Origin of the sequence: Streptomyces sp. NPDC021212, from assembly GCF_044332925.1 — a bacterium.
Classification (GTDB): domain Bacteria; phylum Actinomycetota; class Actinomycetes; order Streptomycetales; family Streptomycetaceae; genus Streptomyces.
In genome coordinates this window covers 720,086-738,664 of the sequence record NZ_JBIRPZ010000001.1, presented here as the reverse complement: position 1 = coordinate 738,664, position 18,579 = coordinate 720,086, and the positions used below count along the sequence as shown (strand labels likewise).

Below are 18,579 nucleotides of genomic sequence, written 5' to 3'. Positions count from 1 at the left end.
TCATCCCATTTCGCCCCAATGCCAGTAGGTTGGGGGCATGGGAGTGTCGGAGAGGGGCCGGGTCCCGGCGGAGTTGCGCGAGGACGCCGTGGCGGCTCTCGCGGCGGTCGCCGGGCTCGTACTGTCGCGTGCGGACTGGGTGCATGTGGAGCGCGCGCTGGGGGCGTTGGAGGCGGCCGTGCGGGCCGGGGACGCACGGGCGCTGGGCGCGGTGACGGGACAGTTGGAGCTGGTGGGGCCGTCGCGGGTGCGGCTGCGCGCGGGCGAGGAGGGCGACGGGCGCGAGCCCGCGCCACCCGATGTCCTGGACCGGCTCAACCGCTTGGTGCACGCCCTGCGGAGCGAGGCCGAGGACGACGATCGCGCGGAGGGCGCACCGGCCGGTGGTGACGCTCACTGACCAGTCGCTCGTCGTCCACCTGTTCGTGGCCACGACCGGACCGCGCCGGAGCGCGTCGTACCGGCGGCTGCGGGAGGTGTGGGCGGCGTGCGGGTCGCATCTGGGCATGACGCACTCCGTCGCCGCGACGGGGCTGCCGGACACGCTCCCCGAGGAGCTGGGCGAGCTGCCGGCGACCGGGGCGGTGGCGGCGCGGCGGGACCGTGCGGGGCTGGCCCAGGCGGTCCTGCGGCGCCACCACGATCTGCTGTGTCTGTCGGTGGCGCTGTCGCCCGCCGCCGGTGAACACGGCTCGTGGGACGCCTGGGACCGGCAGTGGACGCGGGTCGCCGGGCAGGACCGGGACCAGGAGCGGGAGTGGGTGGTCGGCGAGGCGCGGCTGTACGTGGCCTACCGCGAGGTGGCGGGCGGCGCCGCGCCGGTGGGCGTGCGGGAGCTGACGGAGGCGATACGCGCCGAACTGCCCCTGCCGCTCGGGCCGGGCGTCGCGGTGGCCCGCCCCGAGGTCACCCTGTGGGAGGCCACCAGTGACTCCGCCACCCGGCCGTCGCGGCGCTTCGTCGCGGTGGCGGACGACAGTGGCGACGCGCCCCGGGACACCGAGCACTGGCTGTGGAGCCAGGGCGGTGACGCACCGCCACCGTTCGCCCGCTATCTGGCGGACGCGGCCAAGCTGCGGTACGAGATGCGGGTGCACGCCGCGCACGGCAGCGATCTCGCCTCTCCGGCGGGGGCGGTCGTGGACGGTGCCCTCGCGGCCCTGGACCGCGGCACCGCAGACGACAACGGGCCAGACGACGGGCAGGCGCACGACCGTGGCGAGGAACTCGCCCGGTGGCGCACCAGACTGCTGGCGCTCACCGCGGGTTCCGCGGGCCTCACCCAGTGGGTCACCAGGGTCAGGGAGATGCGTACCACCGTGCGGATCGCCGAGTCCAACATGCGCGCCCAGCGGGACGCAGCGGGCGTCCCCGAGGGCGGCCACGGCCCGTTCGCCGAAGACCTCGCGCTGGCCGGGTGGTTCGTCCAGCGGCTGTCCGACGGGCTGGTCTATCTGGAGGCGGATCGGGAACGCGCACGGGACGCGCTGACGGCCCTGACGGTCGAGGCGGAACACGCCCTCCAGCGCCGCCGGGAGCTGACGCAAGCCCAGGAGGCCGCGGCGCAGCAGCGGCAGAGCAAGGTCAATCTGCTGCAGAGCGCGTTCCTCGGCGCGGTCCTGATGGTGCTCGCCGCGATCCAGACCTTCGCCTACAAAGTCCCGTTCCTGCCGCCGCCCGCGGTGCCCGCTCTGATCGCCCTGCTCGGTGCGCTCGCCCTGCTGCTGGCCACGCTGGTGCTGTGGCTGGCCACCCCGCCGGAGAGCCGGGCGCCGGCCCGGCTCGGCTCGCTGCTCACCGGGCTGGTCGGCGCCACGGCCGGATGGCTGGCCAGCACAGTGGCCGTGCACGCGGCGACCGGCCGGGCCGCACCGGCCCTGCTGACCTGGGCCGTGGCGCTTCCGGCGTTCGGCTGCGGATGGCTGGTCATGCGACGGCGGCTGCGCGCGGACGACGCGCCCTGAGGCTCAGCCGGACACGGCTCCGGCCGCGCGCCGCCGCCGGATCAGGGTGACGCCGAGGACGCCGGCCAGCGCGCCACCGAGGGCGTAGGCGGTCAGCACCGCCAGGTTGGCGGCGATGCCGTGGCCGGAGAAGTACATGACGTGGCGTACGGCGTGGGTGGCGGCGCCGTTGGGGAGCGCCGGGCTGAGCGCCCGCCAGAACGGGGGCAGCAGCTCAGGGCCGTAGGCGCCACCGGCGCTGGGGTTGCCGAGGACCACGAACAGCAGCACCGTGACGCCGATTCCCAGGACGCCGAAGAGCACCTGGAAGGCGATCGTCATGGCGGCGGCACCGAAGACGACCAGGGCTCCGATCGCCGACAGGGCGAGGAAGTGTCCGTTCAGGGCGCCGAGCAACGGCCCCACGATCGCCGCGCCGCCCAGGCCGGACAGCACCGCGTACGGCACGGCCGCCAGCAGTCGCCGCCCGGCGCCGCGCGCGGTGGCCGGGCGGGCGCCGAGGGACACGCCCAGCAGCGCGGCGAACAGATAGCCGCCCACCGTCCAGCCCACCACCAGGTAGAAGCTGCTCAAGCCCCGGGCGTCACCCGCCTGCGCGGGGAACGCGTCGACGACGTTCGCGGTGCGGGCCTGGGTCTTCTCGGCCTTCTCGATCACCGTTTCCAGCGCGCTCGCCGTGGAGGCGCCACCGGCACCGGCCACCAGGAGGGTGTCGGTGTGGGATGCGGGCTTCACGATCAGCGCGCCGCTGATCTCCCCCGTACGCAGCCGCTCGCGGGCCGTTGCCTCGTCGGTGGCGGTGGCCTTCAGCGGGTGGCCGGGTATCCCGTTGAGCTTCTCCACCACGTCCGGGGCCATCCGCTGCGGCGCGGCGACCGCGATCGGGATGCGATGCGGCTGGGGATGGTGGAACGCTCCCACGTAACTCAGGACGAATCCCAGTTGCAGCAGCAGCGCGCCGACGAGCATCGCCGCGATGCGCGGCGGGACCGCGCCACGCAGCCGGGCCCACCATCCTCGGGGCGTCGCGCCCTCCTCCTTCGGCCGCACCGCGTCCGGCTCCGCGCTCCGCGTCGCCCGGGTCTCCGCGTGGTCCGTATCCACCTGACTCACTGATCCGCACTTCCTCAATCACCGATGGGTTCGATACATCACTGTATCGGATACACGAGTGTATCGAACTAGGATGGGGCCCATGACGGAAGCCAGTAACAGCGCACTCGACCGCCGGGCGCTGCGCAGCGGACGCCGCGCGGACGGCACACCCACGCGCGTCACCCGGCGGCGGGCCGAGACCCGGGAACGTCTGCTGGCCGCGGCGCTCACGGTCTTCGCGGAGCGCGGCTTCGGCCGCGTGGGAATCGAGGAGGTCTGCGAGGCCGCCGGGTACACGCGCGGCGCCTTCTACTCCAATTTCGACAGCCTCGACGAGCTGTTCTTCGCCCTCTACGAGCGGCAGGCCGCGCTCGTCACGGCCCAGGTGCACCACGCGCTGGACGGCGCCACCCCCGACGAAGGGCTCCCGGCGCTGCTGGACCGGGTGGTGGGCGCGCTGCTCATCGACCGCACCTGGGTGCTGGTACGCACCGACTTCATGCTGTACGCGGCGCGCAACCCGGACACCGCGGCGGCCCTGATCCGGCATCGTGAGGCGTTGCGCGAAACGCTCCAGCCGATCGTGACCGCCTACGTCGACCCCGACACCATGCCGCCCGGGCTGCGCGACCCCGAGTCCCTGACGGCGGCGGTCCTCACCATCCACGACGCCGCGGCGGGCCGGCTGCTGCTCGATCCGGACCTCGACGCCCTGCGGACCTGGCTGCGCGACATGCTCACCGCGCTTCTCACCCCCCGGCGCTGAGCAGGGGGTGCGGGTGCGGCGGGTGGCGAGCGCGCTCGCCACCCGCCACCTGTGGTGTCAGCCCCGGGCCGCCGCGCGGCGGCCCGCGCGGGTGATGAGCACCGCGCCGATGACCATCAGCAGCCCCACGCCCGCCGCGCCGAGGCCGATCGTCACCAGATCCGTCTCCAGGGGCGGATGCTGGGTCTTCGGCGTACCGTCCGGGGTGGCCAGATGCTCCTTGCCCGTGTACTTCACGGGGCCCGTCCCGTCGGCGGGCGGCTTCGAGGAGCCCTGGACGGCGGCAGCCGCGTCGATCGGCCCGTACCCGACCAGCGCGTTGCGCCCGCCGGCCGGGTGGTGCGCCGTCTTGGTCAGCAGGGTGCGGACCTGGGCCGGGGTCAGCTTGTCGTTGTGCGACAGCATCAGGGCCACCACGCCCGAGGTGAGCGCCGCCGCGGGCGAGGTGCCGTCGACCGGCTCGTAGCCGCCCGTGTTCTTCGCGCTCATGATGGCCACGCCCGGCGCGGCCACCGCGTTGTACGTCCGTACCGTGGAGAAGTCGGCGCGGCTGCCGTTCTGCTGGGTGGCGGCCACGGCGATCACGCCCGGATAACCCGCCGGGTACGAGGCGTCGTTGAACATGTCGCCCTCGTTCCCCGCCGAGGCGATGACCGGAATGCCCTTCTGGGCCGCCCGGGCCAGGGCGTCGACCTCGTCCTCGTCGACGCTGTCGCCGAACATCTCGCCACCCAGCGACATGGAGATCACATCGGCGCCATGGTCCACCGCGTAGTCGATGCCCTGGCTGGTCGGGCTCACTCCCTGCCGGATGTCCCCGCCGTGGTCCTTCTTGTCGTCGATCACCCGGACCGACAGGATGCTCGCCTTCGGGGCCACCTTGAGGACGTCCGAGGCCATCGCGGTGCCATGGCCGCCCCAGCGCGGATCGCCGGGCTGCAGACCGTCCTTGAGGAAGTCGGGGCCGGTGGTCACCTTGCCGTGGAGCGCCACATGGTTGGTCATGACGCCGCTGTCCAGGACCGCGACCTTGATGCCCTCGCCCTGCGCGGTGCCCTGCGCCGAGGCGAGGCCGAGCGCCTTCGCCTCCCAGCTGGTGGGGGTGGGATTGGCGGCGGCCGCGGGCGGTGCGGCCGCCACACCCAGCAGCGAGCCGAGGACGAGCGCGGTCGTGGCCGTGGTGAGGCGCGCGGTGGTGTGTCGCCGGACGCTCATGAGATCCCCTCCGTCAGCAGGTCGAAGTAGTGGACCTTCAGGGCGTCGACGAGGCCGTCGGCTGCGCCCCGCCACGGGGCCCGGTCCTGCTTGGCGTCGATGCTGTACTTGCCCCACTCACCCGGCAGCTCGCCCGCCTTACGACCGTCGACCGCACCGGCGGAGGCCACCAGCGCGTACGGCAGGCCGCTGACCGGCTGCCCCGCCGAGCCGTTGGCCCGCGCGTCGCTCCACTTGGCCGCGATCGTGCCGGGGACGGCGTACGCCCTCACACCCGGCCCCGGGTTGTCCTTCTCCTTCTCGGCGTCGAAGAACGTGCTCATCTCCGTGCTCATGGACTCGCTCTCCGGCAGGACGATCAGCGCCACGGTCGCGACCGTGTTGCCCGTCGGGTCCACATAGGTGGCGCGCAGGACGGCCTTGCAGCCGAGCTTCTCCGCCTGGGTCGCGGTGGCTCCGCTCAGCCCGTCGTCACAACCGGTCTTCTCGGATATCCCGATGCGGTGCCACTGGGCGCGCTCGCGGTCGGGCGTCCGGGCCTCGCCGGTGCCCTGCCTGGGCGCGACGAAGTCCGGGAAGAGCTTGTCCGCGGGCTCGTTGCGCCACATCGACGCGCCGTACGCGGTGCGGTTGGGGATGTTCTGGCCGGCGTTCGAGTAGGCGTGCGCGGTCAGCGCGCCACCGCCCAGCATCGCGAGCCCGCCGACGATGCCGAGGAAGGCACTGAGGCAGGTGCGCCCGGTGTTCTTCTTCGGTGGCGCGGGCGGCGGCGATTGCGGGGCGGACATGGCGCCGTACGGTGCGCCGTGGGGCCCTTGCGCGCCGTACGGCGTCCCCTGCGCGCCGTACGGCGCGCCCTGGGCCCCCTGCCAGCCCTGCTGGGGGCCGGGCGGCGGGGACGGTGGCATGGGCGGTGGGGGTGGCATGGGCGCTTGGCCCTGCCGGGGCTGGTGTCCGTAGGGCCCGGCGTTGCCAGGGCCTTCGGGCGGCGGCGGATACGACATGGGCTCCCCTCCTCGGTGTCGGCGTCCGGCGAGCGGGCGCAGATCGGCAGAGGAGAGATCTCCAACGGCACACGCCCCCGCACGTGCAGAGGTGAACACTACAGAGCGTGGCTGGAAATGAAGCAACCGGCCCCCGGGCGGACGACCGGAACGACACCACCCGGGCGTTATGCCCGGCGGAAGACGGTGAGGGAGTGGCCGACCTCGTCGACCGGGCGGCTGTGCTCGATCAGCGCCGCCAGCCGCCCCCGCGCCCCGGCGACCGAGGAGTCCGAGACGACGAGCAGCCCGTGCACCCGGCCCGGGGACACCCTGCGCGGATCGTGGGCGTGGATGCCGTACGCGGACGGCACACCGCTGCCCTTGTAGACCAGCCACACCCGCTCGTCCCGGTAGCGCCCCCGGAGGCGGTCGGCCAGTCGCCCCAGGTCCTGGCCCCAGTCGACGTTCGAGTCGTGCAGGTACCGATGGGTCCTGGCGGGACCGCCGAACGCCTCGTTGGCGTAGGGCAGGTAGTACGGAAAGGCCCGCAGCGAGCTGACCGCCACGCAGGCCACCAGGACCGCCGTCACGCCGAGGGCCCCTCGCCACCGGAGGGTGACCAGCCCGGCCGCGGCGACCGCCAGGAACATGGGCAGGAAGAGCGCGTACCGCACGCCGAGGTCGCGGGCGCCGTTCATGGCCACGGCCAGCAGCACGGCCGCGGGCACCAGGACGTACGGCGCCGCGGGCCGCAGCCGGGGCGCCGCCACCATCGCGACGGCACCGGCGGCCCACAGCGCGAGCATGCCCAGCGGCGTCTTCACCAGCAGTGCGGCGGGCAGGTAGTACCAGAGCGAGCCGTGGTACTGGTGGCCGAACAGGAAGCCGCGCCACAGCTCGTTCTCGAATCCGAACTGGATGCGCATCCCGTCGCGGAACGGCTCGGGGACCGGCAGCAGGTCGACCGCGAGCCCGCGCAAGCCATGGACGGCGGGCACATGGCCGGGCGTGGTCCAGCGCAACCGCGGGTCCACGGCGAGATACGCGGCCCACACCACGGCGAGCGCGACCAGCGCCATGCCCACCGCGCCCGCCACGCCCCGCGCCAGGATCCGGGCTGTGCCGCGCCGTCCTGTGCCACGCCACCCCGTGCCGGGTGTCCGGCGGGCGTACGCGTAACTCAGCACCGCCAGCGGCATCAGCACCGGAACCGCCGGCAGCGCGCTCATCTTGGTGGCCACGGCCGCGCCGAGCGCCGCCCCGGCGAGCGGCAGGTGGCGTAACGGGCGGCGGCGCGCCCGCCACAGCAGCCACACCGAGGTCAGCAGGAAACCGGCCATCGGTACGTCGAGCGTGGCGAGCGAACCGTGCGCGATGACATCGGGCGAGAACGCGTACAGCGCGAGCGCCGCCACCCCGCCCACGGGGCCGGTCAGCTCCCTTGCGAACGCGAAGACGACCAGCCCGAACAACAGCGTGAGCACGATCACCGGCAGCCGCGCCCACAGCATCACCTGCCATGGGTCGTTGCCCGATTCGTACAGCAGACGCCGCCCCAGCGCCCCCTGGTCCCCGGCGAAACCGGGAGCCAGGCGGGGGTGGGCGAACAGCAGCCCGGCGGCGATGACGAGCTTGCCCAGCGGCGGGTGTTCGGGGTTGAACCGCAGGCTGTGTTCCTGCAGATAGGTCTTCGCCGTCCCCACGTACACCGGCTCGTCGATGGTCGGCGTCTGCTCCACGGCCGCGGTCACCATCGCGGCGGCCATCTGCGCGAGCAGCACGGCCACCACGACGGCGACGGCCACGGCCAGGCGGCGCCGCCGCGGCTCCCGGACCCGCGGCTCCACGGCCCGCGCCACCGGACTCACGGCCGCCCTGGTCACCCTGTCGAGGACACCTGCCACGTGCATGGCACCCGACCATAAGGGTGCGCATCCGCGAACGGGCCCAGGAACGTGAACTCAGCGCGTTCCGCAAAAAGCGCGCGGGGCGGTGGGCCTCGGTGGGACTAGCGGGCCGTGCCGAAGTCCTGCGTCCAGTAGTCGCCGTGCTGGGCGAGACCGACGCCGATCTCCTTGAAGTCGCAGTTCAGGATGTTGGCCTTGTGACCGGAGCTGTTCATCCAGCCCTCCATCACGCTCTTGGCCGAGCTGTAGCCGTAGGCGACGTTCTCACCGTAGGTGCTCCACGAGTAGCCCGCCTTCTCGATCCGGTCGCCGGGGGACGACCCGTCGGAGCCGGTGTGCGACATGTCGCTGTGCTCGGCCATGTCCTTGCTGTGGGCCTCGGCGGCCGCGGTGAGCTTCGCGTTCACCTTCACCGGCGAGCACCCCACCTTGGCGCGCTCGCTGTTGACCAGCTCCACGACCTGCTCCTCGGCACCGGCCGCCGCGGACGACGGGGAGGCGGCGGCCTTGGTGGCGGGGGCGGTGGTGGCCGGGGCCTTGGACTTCGCCGCCGCCGGGGCGGTGGCGGACAGGGTCGTGGCGGGGGCGCCGGTCGTGTGGGCTCTCGGCGTGGCGGAGGACGACCGCGACGCCCGCGCCGCCCCCTTCGCCTTCTTCGCCCGGTTCGCCGACGCCGTCTTCTCCGCTTTCTCTGCGTCCCAGTGGTGGCTCTTCTTCTCGTGCCACCGCTGCCCGTGCTCCTGCCCCGCGGAGGCGGAGGTCTCGACACCACGGGCCTCGTCGCCCTTGTCGCCCGGCCCGTTCAGACACGCCATCGCGACCGACGGCACACCCACTGCGGCCACGGCGACGGCGGCGACGACCATCTTCCGGTGGTGCGTCTTCGTGGTCCGGTGCTTGCTCATGCGTGACCCTCACTCGGTAGTCGCGGCACGCCCTCCCCGTGTACGGCCGACTCTGTGCGCGGCGATGCCAGAACTGCCGAGGCGCGGTGTGGGCCGTCAGTCTTGGCGCCGCGGCAAGGCAATGCAACAAATGTTCGCTACTACCGGGTGTCGTAGTGGGGACGGAGCTTGCGAAGGGGCGCCGAGGTGTGCTGTGCAGGTCACGTGAAGGGAATGTGACGGTGACCCATCGTCAGAAACCCCTGTGACCTTAAGGCTGAACATAACACCGGCCCCGCGGCGAACACGGATACGACATGTCGGCAAGAGCCGAAAAGTCTCCGATTTCCCCGAGCGGGTATCTACTATTGCGCCCCGTTCGTTCTGGGGGCCGGTGTGACTGTTGTCATGAGGTGTGACGCGCTCAGTCGGATGTGATCCGGGCGGCCACACAGGGGTCCTCGTTGCGGAAGCCGAGGCGGGTGTAGAGCCGTTCGGCGGGGGCGTTGTCGGCGAGCTGCCACAGGGTGCAGAACCCGTGGCGGCGTACCGCGTACCGGGTCAGCCACGACGTCAGCGCCGCGCCCAGCCCCTGACCGCGCTGGGCGAGGTCCGTCGCGACGGACGCCATCAGCGGAGCCCCGCTGTCCCGCAGGCTGCTCAGGGCGCCACAGGCCACCAGTCGCCCCTGCTCGTCGCGGATTCCGCACCACAGGGTCACGTCCGTGGAGCCGGGGCCGGTCGAGTGGGCGGGGCTGTGTTCGCCGAGGAAGGCGAGCAGCTCGTCGTGGTGGCTCTTGTCGAGGACGACCACGCGCTCCTCTCCCCGCTGCACGGGCGGCTCCTCCAGCGTCCAGCGGAACACCCACTCGACGACGTCGTTCACCGGCAAATGGCGGGCGACCAGGGCCTCGGTGCCGCGCGGCCCGGTGAACTCCCGCACCTTCTCTGGGCGGCGCTGCGCGGCGCGCAGGACGAGCCCGGCGGCCGGCTCCGGGCCGCCCACGGTCCACACATGCCCACGGACATCGTCGAGCCACGCCGCGGCACCATTGCCCGACCAGCTGAAACGGCCGGCCGGTCGCTGCCGCGCCGCGCCGAAACGCAGCAGCGCGGAGCCGGGTCGCAACTCCAGGCCCTGGCTGAACAGGTCCGTGGTCCGGGGAGGAAGAGTCGTTGCCAGCATCGCTCTCAGGAAGGACGTAGTAGGGGACGGCGACAGCCCGGACACGCGCGGGCGCGCCCGGAGACTGTCCTGCTGAGGTAGGGGGAGCCCGTCGGCGGCTGCGCGCGCGGGCGCGCCCGGCCGAGCGGGGCGGTCCACTGTCGCATACGGTCCCCGGCCCGGGGCAAATCGGCAGCCGCCCCCACCAGGGGTTCGTCCGATCGCCGGGGACGTGTCCCCCGCCGTTCAGGACACCGACGCCGCGCGTCCCCTGCCCGGGGCGGGGTCGACTGCCCATGGCGCGGCGCGCCGCCGCGCCTCCACGCCTCCGCACCGCGGGCCCGGCTCAGCGCTCCGCCCCCGGCTCACCGCTCCGGCGAAACGGCAGCGTCGTCCTGCGGCTCGGACAGCCCGGCCCCCAGCCCCTCCGGCAGGGGCCCGGTGTGCACCACGCCCAGCCGCTGGGTCGCCCGGGTCAGCGCCACGTACAGGTCGCTCGTCCCGAACTCCGCCGGCTCGGCCACGATCACCGTGTCGAACTCGAGCCCCTTGGCCTGCCGCGGGTCCAGCAGCACCACCGGGCTGGTGAGGTCCGGGGACCGCCCGGCGGACACGTCCGGGAGCACGGCCGCGAGGGCATCGTGGTGGCCGGCCTGGGCGATCACCGCGAGACGGCCCTCCGTCCCCGACTCCCGCGCCACGGCGTCGGCCACCGCGCCCGGCAGGTCGGCGGTGTGCCGCGCCCACGGACGTACGCCGGTGGCGCGGATCGAGCGCGGCGGTTCGAAGTCGGGGTCCGCGGTCCGGGCCACCTCCGCCGCGACCGCCATGATCTCGGCCGGGGTGCGGTAGTTGACACCGAGCCGGGTGTGTTCCCAGCGGTCCTCGACGTACGGGGCGAGAATCGAGGCCCAGGAGCCGCAGCCACCCGGCTCCGCCGTCTGCGCGGGGTCGCCGACCAGCGTCATGGAACGGGTCGGGGAGCGACGCATCAGCAGCCGCCACGCCATCGGGGACAGCTCCTGCGCCTCGTCCACGATGATGTGGCCGAAGGCCCAGGTGCGGTCGGCGGCGGCGCGTTCGGCGGCGCTGCGGTGGTCGGCCTCCTCGTTCCGGTCGGCCAGGCGTTCCGCGTCGATGAGGTTGTGGGCGGCCAGCACCTCCGACTCGTCGTCGTCGCGGTCCTCGAACTCCTGGGTGCGGGAGCCGTAGGAGAGGTCGAGCACGCCCTGCGCGTACTCGATGCGCTCCAGCCGCTCCCCCTCGGCGGCGGCGCGGGCCGCCGAGTCGTCCTCGCCGAGCAGCTCGGCGGCCTCGTCCAGCAGCGGCACGTCCGCCGGGGTCCACGCGCCGCCGGTACGACGGATCGCGGCGGCGTCGGCGTCGGACACGTGGACGGGGTCGGTGAGGAAGTCCGCGACGAGCCCCTCCGGGGTGAGTTCCGGCCACAGCTCGTCGATGGCGGCGTGCACCTCGGAGCTGGCCGCGATCGCCTTGCCGAGCTGGGCGATGTCGTCCGGGCCGAGGAGGTTCGGGCCGCCGTACGGGTCCGCGCCGATCCGGTCGGTGAGCTGGGCGGTCAGCCCGTCGATGACACTGAACGCGAAATGCGGGCGGGCCAGGTTGTGCGGCAGCCGGGTCTCGCGTGCGCGCCACCGCGCGTCGCTCGCGATGTCCGCGTCCAGGACCAGGTCACCGTCGTCGTGGTCGATCACGATCGCCGGGTCGGGCAGCACCTGCCGGTCCCGTACGAAGCGGGCCAGGGCGTCCGCCATGGTGGCGCGGCCCTTGGCCTCGGCGGCCGCCGGGGTGTCGGTGCCGGTGGCCGTCACCCCGGGGTACAGCTCGCCGAGCGTGGCGAGCAGCACACCGGTCTCGCCGAGCGCGGGCAGCACCTCGCCGATGTAGCCGAGGAAAGCGGGGTTGGGCCCCAGGACCAGCACGGCGCGGCGGGCCAGCAGCTCGCGCTGCGCGTACAGCAGATAGGCGGCGCGGTGCAGCGCGACCACGGTCTTCCCGGTGCCGGGGCCGCCCTCGACGACGAGCACGCCGTGGTGCGGGGCGCGGATGATCCGGTCCTGCTCGGCCTGGATGGTCTGCACGATGTCGTGCATCCGGCCGGTACGGGCCGAGTCGAGCGCGGCGAGCAGCACGGCGTCCGCGTCGCTGTTCTCGTGCCCGGTCCGCACGGTGTCGGACAGGTCCAGGATCTCGTCGTGCAGGGCCGTGACCTGCCCGCGCTCGGTGGTGATGTGCCGCCGGCGGCGCAGCCCCATCGGGGTGTGCCCGGTCGCCAGGTAGAACGGGCGCGCCACATCGGCCCGCCAGTCGATGACCAGCGGGGTGCGTTCCGCGTCGTCGCGCCGGATGCCGATGCGCCCGATGTGATGGTCGCGGCCGTCACGGAACGCCAGCCGCCCGAAGCACAGCCCCCGCTCCCCCGCGTCGAACGCGGCGAGCAGCCCGGACCGCTCGGCCACCAGCACATCGCGCTCCAGCCGCGCCTGGAAATTCCGCCCCTCCATCGACAGGGCGTCACTCACCGCCTCCTCGGCCCCGGCCCGCAGCTCGGCGAGACGCGCATGGAGCAGGGCGATGAATTCCTGTTCCTGACGCAATTCCGCGTTTGACAATTCAACTCCCACTGGATATGATGACTTCATCAAGCTTTTGTGTATCTTTGATGTGCACAGGCACACAAATTACCAATATACGCAGCGGAATCCCCTGGTCGTCAAGGTGACCGGGGGTTTTCTTTTTGCCCCGACGATCGTCAACCGCGTGGCGCAGGAAGGGCTATTCCCTCATCAGCAATGGCGCCATCGAAGCAAAGGCCATTGGTGGTAGGGGAATTGTGGACGGGCAAGCGTTCGTCCCCCCTGACGCCACGAAGCCGGCAGCCCCCTCGCCGAAAGGGCTGCCGGTCCAGTCGTCTGCCCACCCCGATCGCCCGGGGGTCTACGCCTGGCCGGCAGCCTCGAGGACCTCGCGGAGTTGGGAGCGGGCCGTGACGCCCAGTTTGGGGAAGCTGCGGTAGAGGTGGGAGCCCACGGTCCGGGGAGAGAGGAAGAGGCGCTCGCCGATCTCGCGGTTGCTCAGGCCCTTGGCGGCGAGGCGGATGATGTGCTGCTGCTGGGGTGTGAGGGAGGTCAGGGCGTCCGGGGCGGCGGGGGCCGGGTCGACGCCGGCGGCGCGGAGCTCGGCCTGGGCGCGGTCGGTCCAGGGGTGGGCGCCGAGGCGGCGGAAGGTTTCCAGGGCGGTGTGCAGGTGCGGGCGGGCGTCGGTGATGCGGTGGGCGCGGCGCAGCCATTCCGCGTGGTCCAGGAGGATCTGGGCGCGTTCGAAGGGCCATTGACGGCCCGCCGAGTCGGCCAGGGCCGAGTGGAAATGTGGTTCCGCCCGGGAGGGGTCGAGCAGGGCGTGGGCGCGGTGGATCAGTGCGCGCATCCGGGGTGAGGGGTCGTCGGCGAGCCGCTTCTCGGTGCGTTCCACGATGACGGCGGCCTCCGCGTGGTGGCCGGTGCGTACGGCCGCGGCGGCGAGTTCGGCGAGGCCGGCGTGGGAGCACGCGTAGTGGACGGGGTCGCCGTCGGCGGTGAACAGCAGGCGGAACTGTTCGTACGCGGTGCTCTGGTCGCCCTCGGCGACGGCGGCCATGCCCAGCGCCCAGCGGGCGCGGACGGCGACCGCGCGGCTGCGGTGCGGGTCGACCAGGGACAGGGCGGCCGACGCGGCGGTGCGGGCCTCGGCGGTCCGCCCGGTCAGGGCCAGCGGGGCGGCTTCGAGGGACCGTACGGCGGCCTCGAGGTGGGGCAGCCCGGCGACGGAGGAGGCGCTGTTCGCGGCGGCGAGCCGGGCCTGCGCCCAGAGCCCGTGGTCCAGGTATGCCCACCCCGCGGTGCAGCCGAGACCGGTGGGCAGGGTGCCGCGCAGCCGCCAGCGGTCGAGGGCGTCGTCGAAGATCCGTACCGCGAGAGCCGTCTCGTCGAGCAGCCACGCCATCGCGCCGAGCGAGTTGAGCAGCGCCGGGTCGCCGTCCGCCGCCTCCACCAGGGCCGGGAGCGCCGCCACCCGTTCGGAGCGGGCCTCCGTGGGGTCGGTCACGGTGAGCGTCCAGGGGTCGCCCTGCGCCCGTGCCCGTACGGCGAGGCGGTGGTCCTCGTCGCCCGAGTAGAAACCGGCCACGGACGCCAGGACGACGGCCGTCCGGCGCAGCCGGGGGTCCTCCGCCGCCCGTGTCAGCAATGTCAGCGCGGTGTCGTGCTCGGCGCTCAGGGTGAGCACCTGCCCGACCCGCAGCGACGCCTCGGCCACCAGCGCCGGGTCGTCGGTGAGCGCCCGCGCCCGCGCGGCGAGTTCGCGCACCCAGTGGGGCTGACCGGTGGCGACGGCCTCGCGGGCGGCCGCCACCAGGCGGCGGGCGCGGGCGTGCGGTGCGGGGCTCAGCTCGGCGGCGCGTTCCAGCGCGGTGACGGCGGCGGTGTACCCGCCGCGGGTCCGGGCCCGGCCCGCGGACTCCTCCAGCGCGGCGGCGATCTCCTCGTCCGGGCCCTCCGCGGCGGCGGCCAGATGCCAGGCGCGGCGGTCGGGTTCCCCGGTGAGTGACGCGGCGAGGTCGCGGTGCGCCCGGCGCCGGGCGGCCAGCGGTACGGAGTGGTAGATCGCGGACCGGATCAGCGGATGCCGGAAGCGGGCCCGCCGGGTGTCGCCGCCGCCGGTGATCCGGAGCAGCCCGGCGGCCTCGGCCGGGGCCAGCGCCTCCACGCGGCCCGCCACGGCCCGTTCGTCGGCGGCGACCAGGAGCAGGGCGTGGCGGGTGTCAGGGGGGAGGGCGTCGAGGTCGGCGGCGTAGAGCCGCATCAGGCGGTCGGTGGGCGGCAGGAGGTCTTCGCCGGTGGGGTCCGAGGAATGCGTGGCGTCCGTACCGGGCGCCCCGTACGCCCGGGCCAGTTCGACCAGGGCCAGCGGATTTCCGGCGGCCTGGTCGAGGATGCGCATCCGGCGGCTGCCGGTGGGCGGTGACGGCTGCCGGTCCAGCAGTTGGACCGCGGCGGAGGCGTCCAGTGGGCCCAGCGGGAGCGTGGGGAATCCGGAGAACGCCGCCGGGGCCGCCGCGCCCGTCGTGTCCCGGGTCCCCGCGACCACGGCGAGGGGTTCGTCGTCGATGCGCCGTGCGGCGAAGGCCAGCGTCTCCAGCGAGCCGGTGTCGATCCACTGCAGATCGTCGACCACCACGAGCAGGGGCGACCGCTGGGCAAGCTCGGAGAGCAGGGCGAGCAGCGCGACGCCGAGGAGCAGCCGGTCGGGAGGGGTGGCGCGGTTGCGGTCGGCCGCGGGGACGGCGGCTCCGGGACCGACGCCCCGATCGCCGGTGGCCCCGGCACCCGTCTCCCCGCGACCGGTGGCTTCAGGGCCGTTACCCCCGCCTCCGGTCGCATCGACGCCGGCGCCCGCGGCACCGGTGGCACCGCCGCTCGCGGCACCGGCGCCCGGGTCCTCGACCCCGATCGCGCCCAGCAGCGCCGACCGCTGGCGGGCGGGCAGGCGGGCGGTGTCGTCGAGCACCGGCCGCAGCAGCTGGTGCAGTCCGGCGAACGGCAGGTTCGCCTCGCTCTCGCTGCCCGCCATCCGCAGCACCCGGCCCCGGTGCCGGTCCGCGGCCAGACCGAGCAGGGTGCTCTTGCCCGCGCCCGGTTCTCCCGTCACGATCAGCACGCCGCGGGTCACACCGAGCACGGCCGCGCTCTCGCTCTCCCTTCCGACCATGGTCATCACCCGACTGTATCGGCCGGTGCAGTCATGTGACGGATTCCGCCGGCCCCGGGCCGGGGAGCAGGCTGGACGCATGGACACCATGACGCTTGGCGACGTCGACATCACCCGCGTGGTCGAGCTGCCCCCGAAGGGCCTCGCCCGCGACATCATCTTTCCCGACATCCCCATGGAGCACTGGCACGCGAACGAGAGCTGGCTGGCGCCCGCGTTCCTGGACCTGGCCGCCGACGAGGTGCGCACGATGATCCAGACCTGGGTGCTGCGCAGCGAGGGCCGGACCATCCTCATCGACACCGGTATCGGCAACGGCCGCGAGCGGCCGCACATGCCGTTCTTCCACCGCCTGAACACCGACTTCCTCGGCGAGCTGGCCGCGGCCGGGGTGCGGCCGGAGGACGTCGACACGGTGATCTGCACGCATGTGCACGGGGACCACGTCGGCTGGAACACCACGCTGGTCGACGGCGAGTGGCGGCCGACCTTCCCGAACGCGGAGTACGTGATCGCACGCGCCGACTTCGACTACTGGAACCCGGAGAACGGTCACAGGACCCGCTCGGGCTCGCGCATGGCCAACGTGTTCGAGGACAGCGTGGCCCCGGTCCACCAGGCGGGGCAGACCGTGCTGTGGGAGGGCGAGCACTACGACATCGACGCCCAGCTGCGCCTCGAAGCCGCCCCCGGCCACACGCCCGGCTCCGCCGTCGTACGGCTGCGGTCGGGCACGGACCGGGCGCTGTTCGCGGGCGACCTGCTGCACAGCCCGTTGCAGTTCGTCGAGCCCGACGACTGCCCCTGCTTCGACGAGGACGAGGAGCGCGCCCGGATCACCAGGCGCCGGGTGCTGGAGTCGGCCGCCGACGAGGGCGCCCTGCTGTTCCCCGCGCACTTCCCCGGCGCGGGCGCGGCCGAAGTGCGGCGCGACGGCGAGCGGTTCGCGGTGAAGGAGTGGGCGACATGGCGGTGAAGGTCTTCCGTAACATCCCGTACGCCGCCGCCCCGACCGGTGCCGCGCGGTTCGCGGCGCCGACGCCGGTGGACGGCGTACCCGGGCACGACGGACCGGGTCCGACCGCCCCGGCACCGGCCCGGCGGTTCTCGCTGGACCTGAGCCCGGTGCTGGGTTCGGGCTGGGTGCGCGGCGATGACTATCTGACCCTCAACATCTGGGCGCCGGAGGAAGGGGCCGGTGGCAACGCACCGGTCATGGTCTTCGTCCACGGCGGCGGCTTCGTGTCCGGCACCGGCCAGGCGCCGCTGTACGACGGGACGTCCTTCGCCCGTGACGGCGTCGTCCTGGTCACCCTCAACTACCGGCTCGGCGCGCCCGGCTGGCTCGATCTGCCGGACGCGCCGCGCAACCGGGGCCTGCTGGACGTGATCGCCGCGCTGCGGTGGGTCCGCAAGCACATCGCGGAGTACGGCGGGGATCCGGACCGGGTCACGGTATTCGGGCAGTCGGCGGGCGCGATGCTGGTCAGCACGCTGCTGGTGACGCCCGAGGCGGCCGGGCTGTTCCGGCGCGCCATCAGCCAGAGCGGCGGGCTGGACACAGTGACGGGCGAACAGGCGGCGGAGAAGACCCGGGCGCTGGCCGGCCTGCTGGGCGTTCCGGCGACGGTGGCGGGATTCGCCGAGGTCACCGACGAACGGCTGGTGTCCGCGGTGGAACAACTGCCCGATACCGGGGCACGGCTGACTCCGTTCCGGCCGGTGCTGGACGAGGTACCCGAGGCGTCCCCGGTGGACCTGATGGTGGGCACGAACACCCAGGAATCGCTGCTGTATCAGCTGCCACGGCTGAGTGCGGGCATCGACGCGATGTTCCGGGACGCCAGTCAGCGGCTGGTGTCCCTGCACGGCAAGGCGTACACGTACGAATTCGACTGGCGGGACGGCCCGTTCGGCGCCTGCCACACCGCGGAACTCCCGTTCGTGTTCGACAACACCGGCCTGCCCGCCCTCCGTACGCCGGACGGGCTGCTCGGGCCGGATGTGCCGCCGTCGCTCGCCGCGGAGATGCACGGCGCGTGGGTGCGCTTCGCCACGACCGGGGATCCCGGCTGGTCGGGGACGCATAGGTTCGGTGAGAGAGCCGCGGTGGCTCAGTAGCCGCGGCGGACGTTGTCCACGGCCGCCTCGTCGCGCCGCCGGTCCCGCCGCAGCCGTTCGGCCGCCAGCTCGGCGAGCGCGTCGTCGAGGGCGGCGAGCACACGCGCCACCGCGTCGTCGGACACCTTCGGGGCCTCCCCGGTCCCCTCGCCGCCCGGATCGCGGATGCCGATGGCTTCCGTCAGGGCGGCGAGGACCGGCTCGTCCGACCGCTCGCGGTTCGCCGCCCGGCGGCGGGCTTCGGTGTCGACCAGGACCAGTTCGCGGGTCCAGAACACCTTCCAGCGGCGGTTGCGCTGCCGGACGAGCTGCCCGTCCGCCTCCAGCGCGGACAGATAGTCCGCGGACAGCCCGCGGCCCCTGCGCCACAGCCAGTCGCCGATGGACTCGTACGGCGCCTCCCGGACGAGCGACGAGGCGGCCTGGTGCAGCAGCGGGTCGGCGGGCGCGCCCGCGGGCCCCGGCACGATGCGCTCGCCGTCCAGCCCGATCTCCTGGGCGCCCAGGAGGTCGATCAGCTCTGCCGCGGCGAGCGCGAGCGACAGATCGCCCCGCTCCACCATGCGGCTGGGCTCCGCGTCCATGGTGACGATCAACAGGTCCCGCGGTGTGGTCATGAAAGGGCTCCCTGTCACGGTGACCGTTACGACCAGTGTCCTCCCCGTGTCGTACGGATGCATCCTTCCAGGTCGGGACTTGGCTTACGCCAC

General features: G+C 73.5%; 14 protein-coding genes. 5 read left to right on the top strand and 9 right to left on the bottom strand.

Translation table 11 applies throughout. The annotated features are described in order from the left end of the window. The first annotated feature begins 37 nt into the window (after positions 1-37). Positions 38-400 carry a CATRA system-associated protein gene (locus ACH4SI_RS02880; protein WP_398291779.1) on the top strand — a complete coding sequence of 121 codons (363 nt, stop codon included), beginning with the start codon at positions 38-40 and terminating at the stop codon, positions 398-400. Then, the gene (locus ACH4SI_RS02875) at positions 387-1,964 is read left to right on the top strand and encodes a CATRA conflict system CASPASE/TPR repeat-associated protein (protein ID WP_398291777.1); all 1,578 of its coding nucleotides are present in this window, start codon (positions 387-389) and stop codon (positions 1,962-1,964) included. Before ACH4SI_RS02880 ends, ACH4SI_RS02875 begins: the two co-directional genes overlap by 14 nt. Before the next feature lie 3 nt (positions 1,965-1,967). On the opposite strand, the gene ACH4SI_RS02870 is transcribed toward ACH4SI_RS02875, so the two are convergent. Next, a complete protein-coding gene (locus ACH4SI_RS02870; protein WP_398291774.1) occupies positions 1,968-3,077 on the bottom strand; it encodes a DUF3533 domain-containing protein in 1,110 nt (369 codons plus the stop codon). An 82-nt stretch (positions 3,078-3,159) separates the two neighbouring features. Here ACH4SI_RS02870 and ACH4SI_RS02865 point away from each other — a divergent pair, with 82 nt between their 5' ends. Then, positions 3,160-3,825, top strand: a complete 666-nt coding sequence (locus ACH4SI_RS02865; RefSeq protein WP_398291772.1) for a TetR/AcrR family transcriptional regulator — start codon at positions 3,160-3,162, stop codon at positions 3,823-3,825. Positions 3,826-3,882: 57 nt separating this feature from the next. On the opposite strand, the gene ACH4SI_RS02860 is transcribed toward ACH4SI_RS02865, so the two are convergent. The 7 genes from ACH4SI_RS02860 to ACH4SI_RS02830 all read right to left on the bottom strand — a co-directional run bounded on the left by ACH4SI_RS02860 (position 3,883) and on the right by ACH4SI_RS02830 (position 15,748). Beyond that, complete coding sequence (locus tag ACH4SI_RS02860) at positions 3,883-5,040, bottom strand: S8 family peptidase (protein WP_398291770.1); 1,158 nt, start codon at positions 5,038-5,040, stop codon at positions 3,883-3,885. Beyond that, positions 5,037-6,044, bottom strand: a complete 1,008-nt coding sequence (locus ACH4SI_RS02855; protein WP_398291768.1) for a hypothetical protein — start codon at positions 6,042-6,044, stop codon at positions 5,037-5,039. Before ACH4SI_RS02855 ends, ACH4SI_RS02860 begins: the two co-directional genes overlap by 4 nt. A gap of 167 nt (positions 6,045-6,211) precedes the next feature. Next, entirely contained in the window at positions 6,212-7,936 is a 1,725-nt protein-coding gene (locus ACH4SI_RS02850) for a glycosyltransferase family 39 protein (protein WP_398291766.1), read from the bottom strand. A gap of 98 nt (positions 7,937-8,034) precedes the next feature. Beyond that, positions 8,035-8,838 carry a CAP domain-containing protein gene (locus ACH4SI_RS02845; protein WP_398291764.1) on the bottom strand — a complete coding sequence of 268 codons (804 nt, stop codon included), beginning with the start codon at positions 8,836-8,838 and terminating at the stop codon, positions 8,035-8,037. A 403-nt stretch (positions 8,839-9,241) separates the two neighbouring features. Beyond that, the gene (locus tag ACH4SI_RS02840; RefSeq protein WP_398291762.1) at positions 9,242-10,003 is read right to left on the bottom strand and encodes a GNAT family N-acetyltransferase; all 762 of its coding nucleotides are present in this window, start codon (positions 10,001-10,003) and stop codon (positions 9,242-9,244) included. Positions 10,004-10,347: 344 nt separating this feature from the next. Continuing rightward, positions 10,348-12,600 (bottom strand): HelD family protein, encoded by a 2,253-nt coding sequence (locus ACH4SI_RS02835; RefSeq protein WP_398292344.1) that lies wholly within the window; start codon positions 12,598-12,600, stop codon positions 10,348-10,350. A gap of 340 nt (positions 12,601-12,940) precedes the next feature. Next, positions 12,941-15,748 (bottom strand): ATP-binding protein, encoded by a 2,808-nt coding sequence (locus tag ACH4SI_RS02830; RefSeq protein ID WP_398292342.1) that lies wholly within the window; start codon positions 15,746-15,748, stop codon positions 12,941-12,943. A gap of 79 nt (positions 15,749-15,827) precedes the next feature. On the opposite strand from ACH4SI_RS02830, the gene ACH4SI_RS02825 reads away from it, so the two are divergent. Then, complete coding sequence (locus ACH4SI_RS02825) at positions 15,828-16,724, top strand: MBL fold metallo-hydrolase (RefSeq protein WP_398291760.1); 897 nt, start codon at positions 15,828-15,830, stop codon at positions 16,722-16,724. After that, complete coding sequence (locus ACH4SI_RS02820; RefSeq protein ID WP_398291757.1) at positions 16,715-17,869, top strand: carboxylesterase/lipase family protein; 1,155 nt, start codon at positions 16,715-16,717, stop codon at positions 17,867-17,869. Before ACH4SI_RS02825 ends, ACH4SI_RS02820 begins: the two co-directional genes overlap by 10 nt. Here ACH4SI_RS02820 and ACH4SI_RS02815 read toward each other — a convergent pair. Beyond that, a complete protein-coding gene (locus ACH4SI_RS02815) occupies positions 17,863-18,486 on the bottom strand; it encodes a GPP34 family phosphoprotein (RefSeq protein ID WP_398291755.1) in 624 nt (207 codons plus the stop codon). The genes ACH4SI_RS02820 and ACH4SI_RS02815 overlap by 7 nt on opposite strands. Positions 18,487-18,579 lie beyond the last annotated feature (93 nt).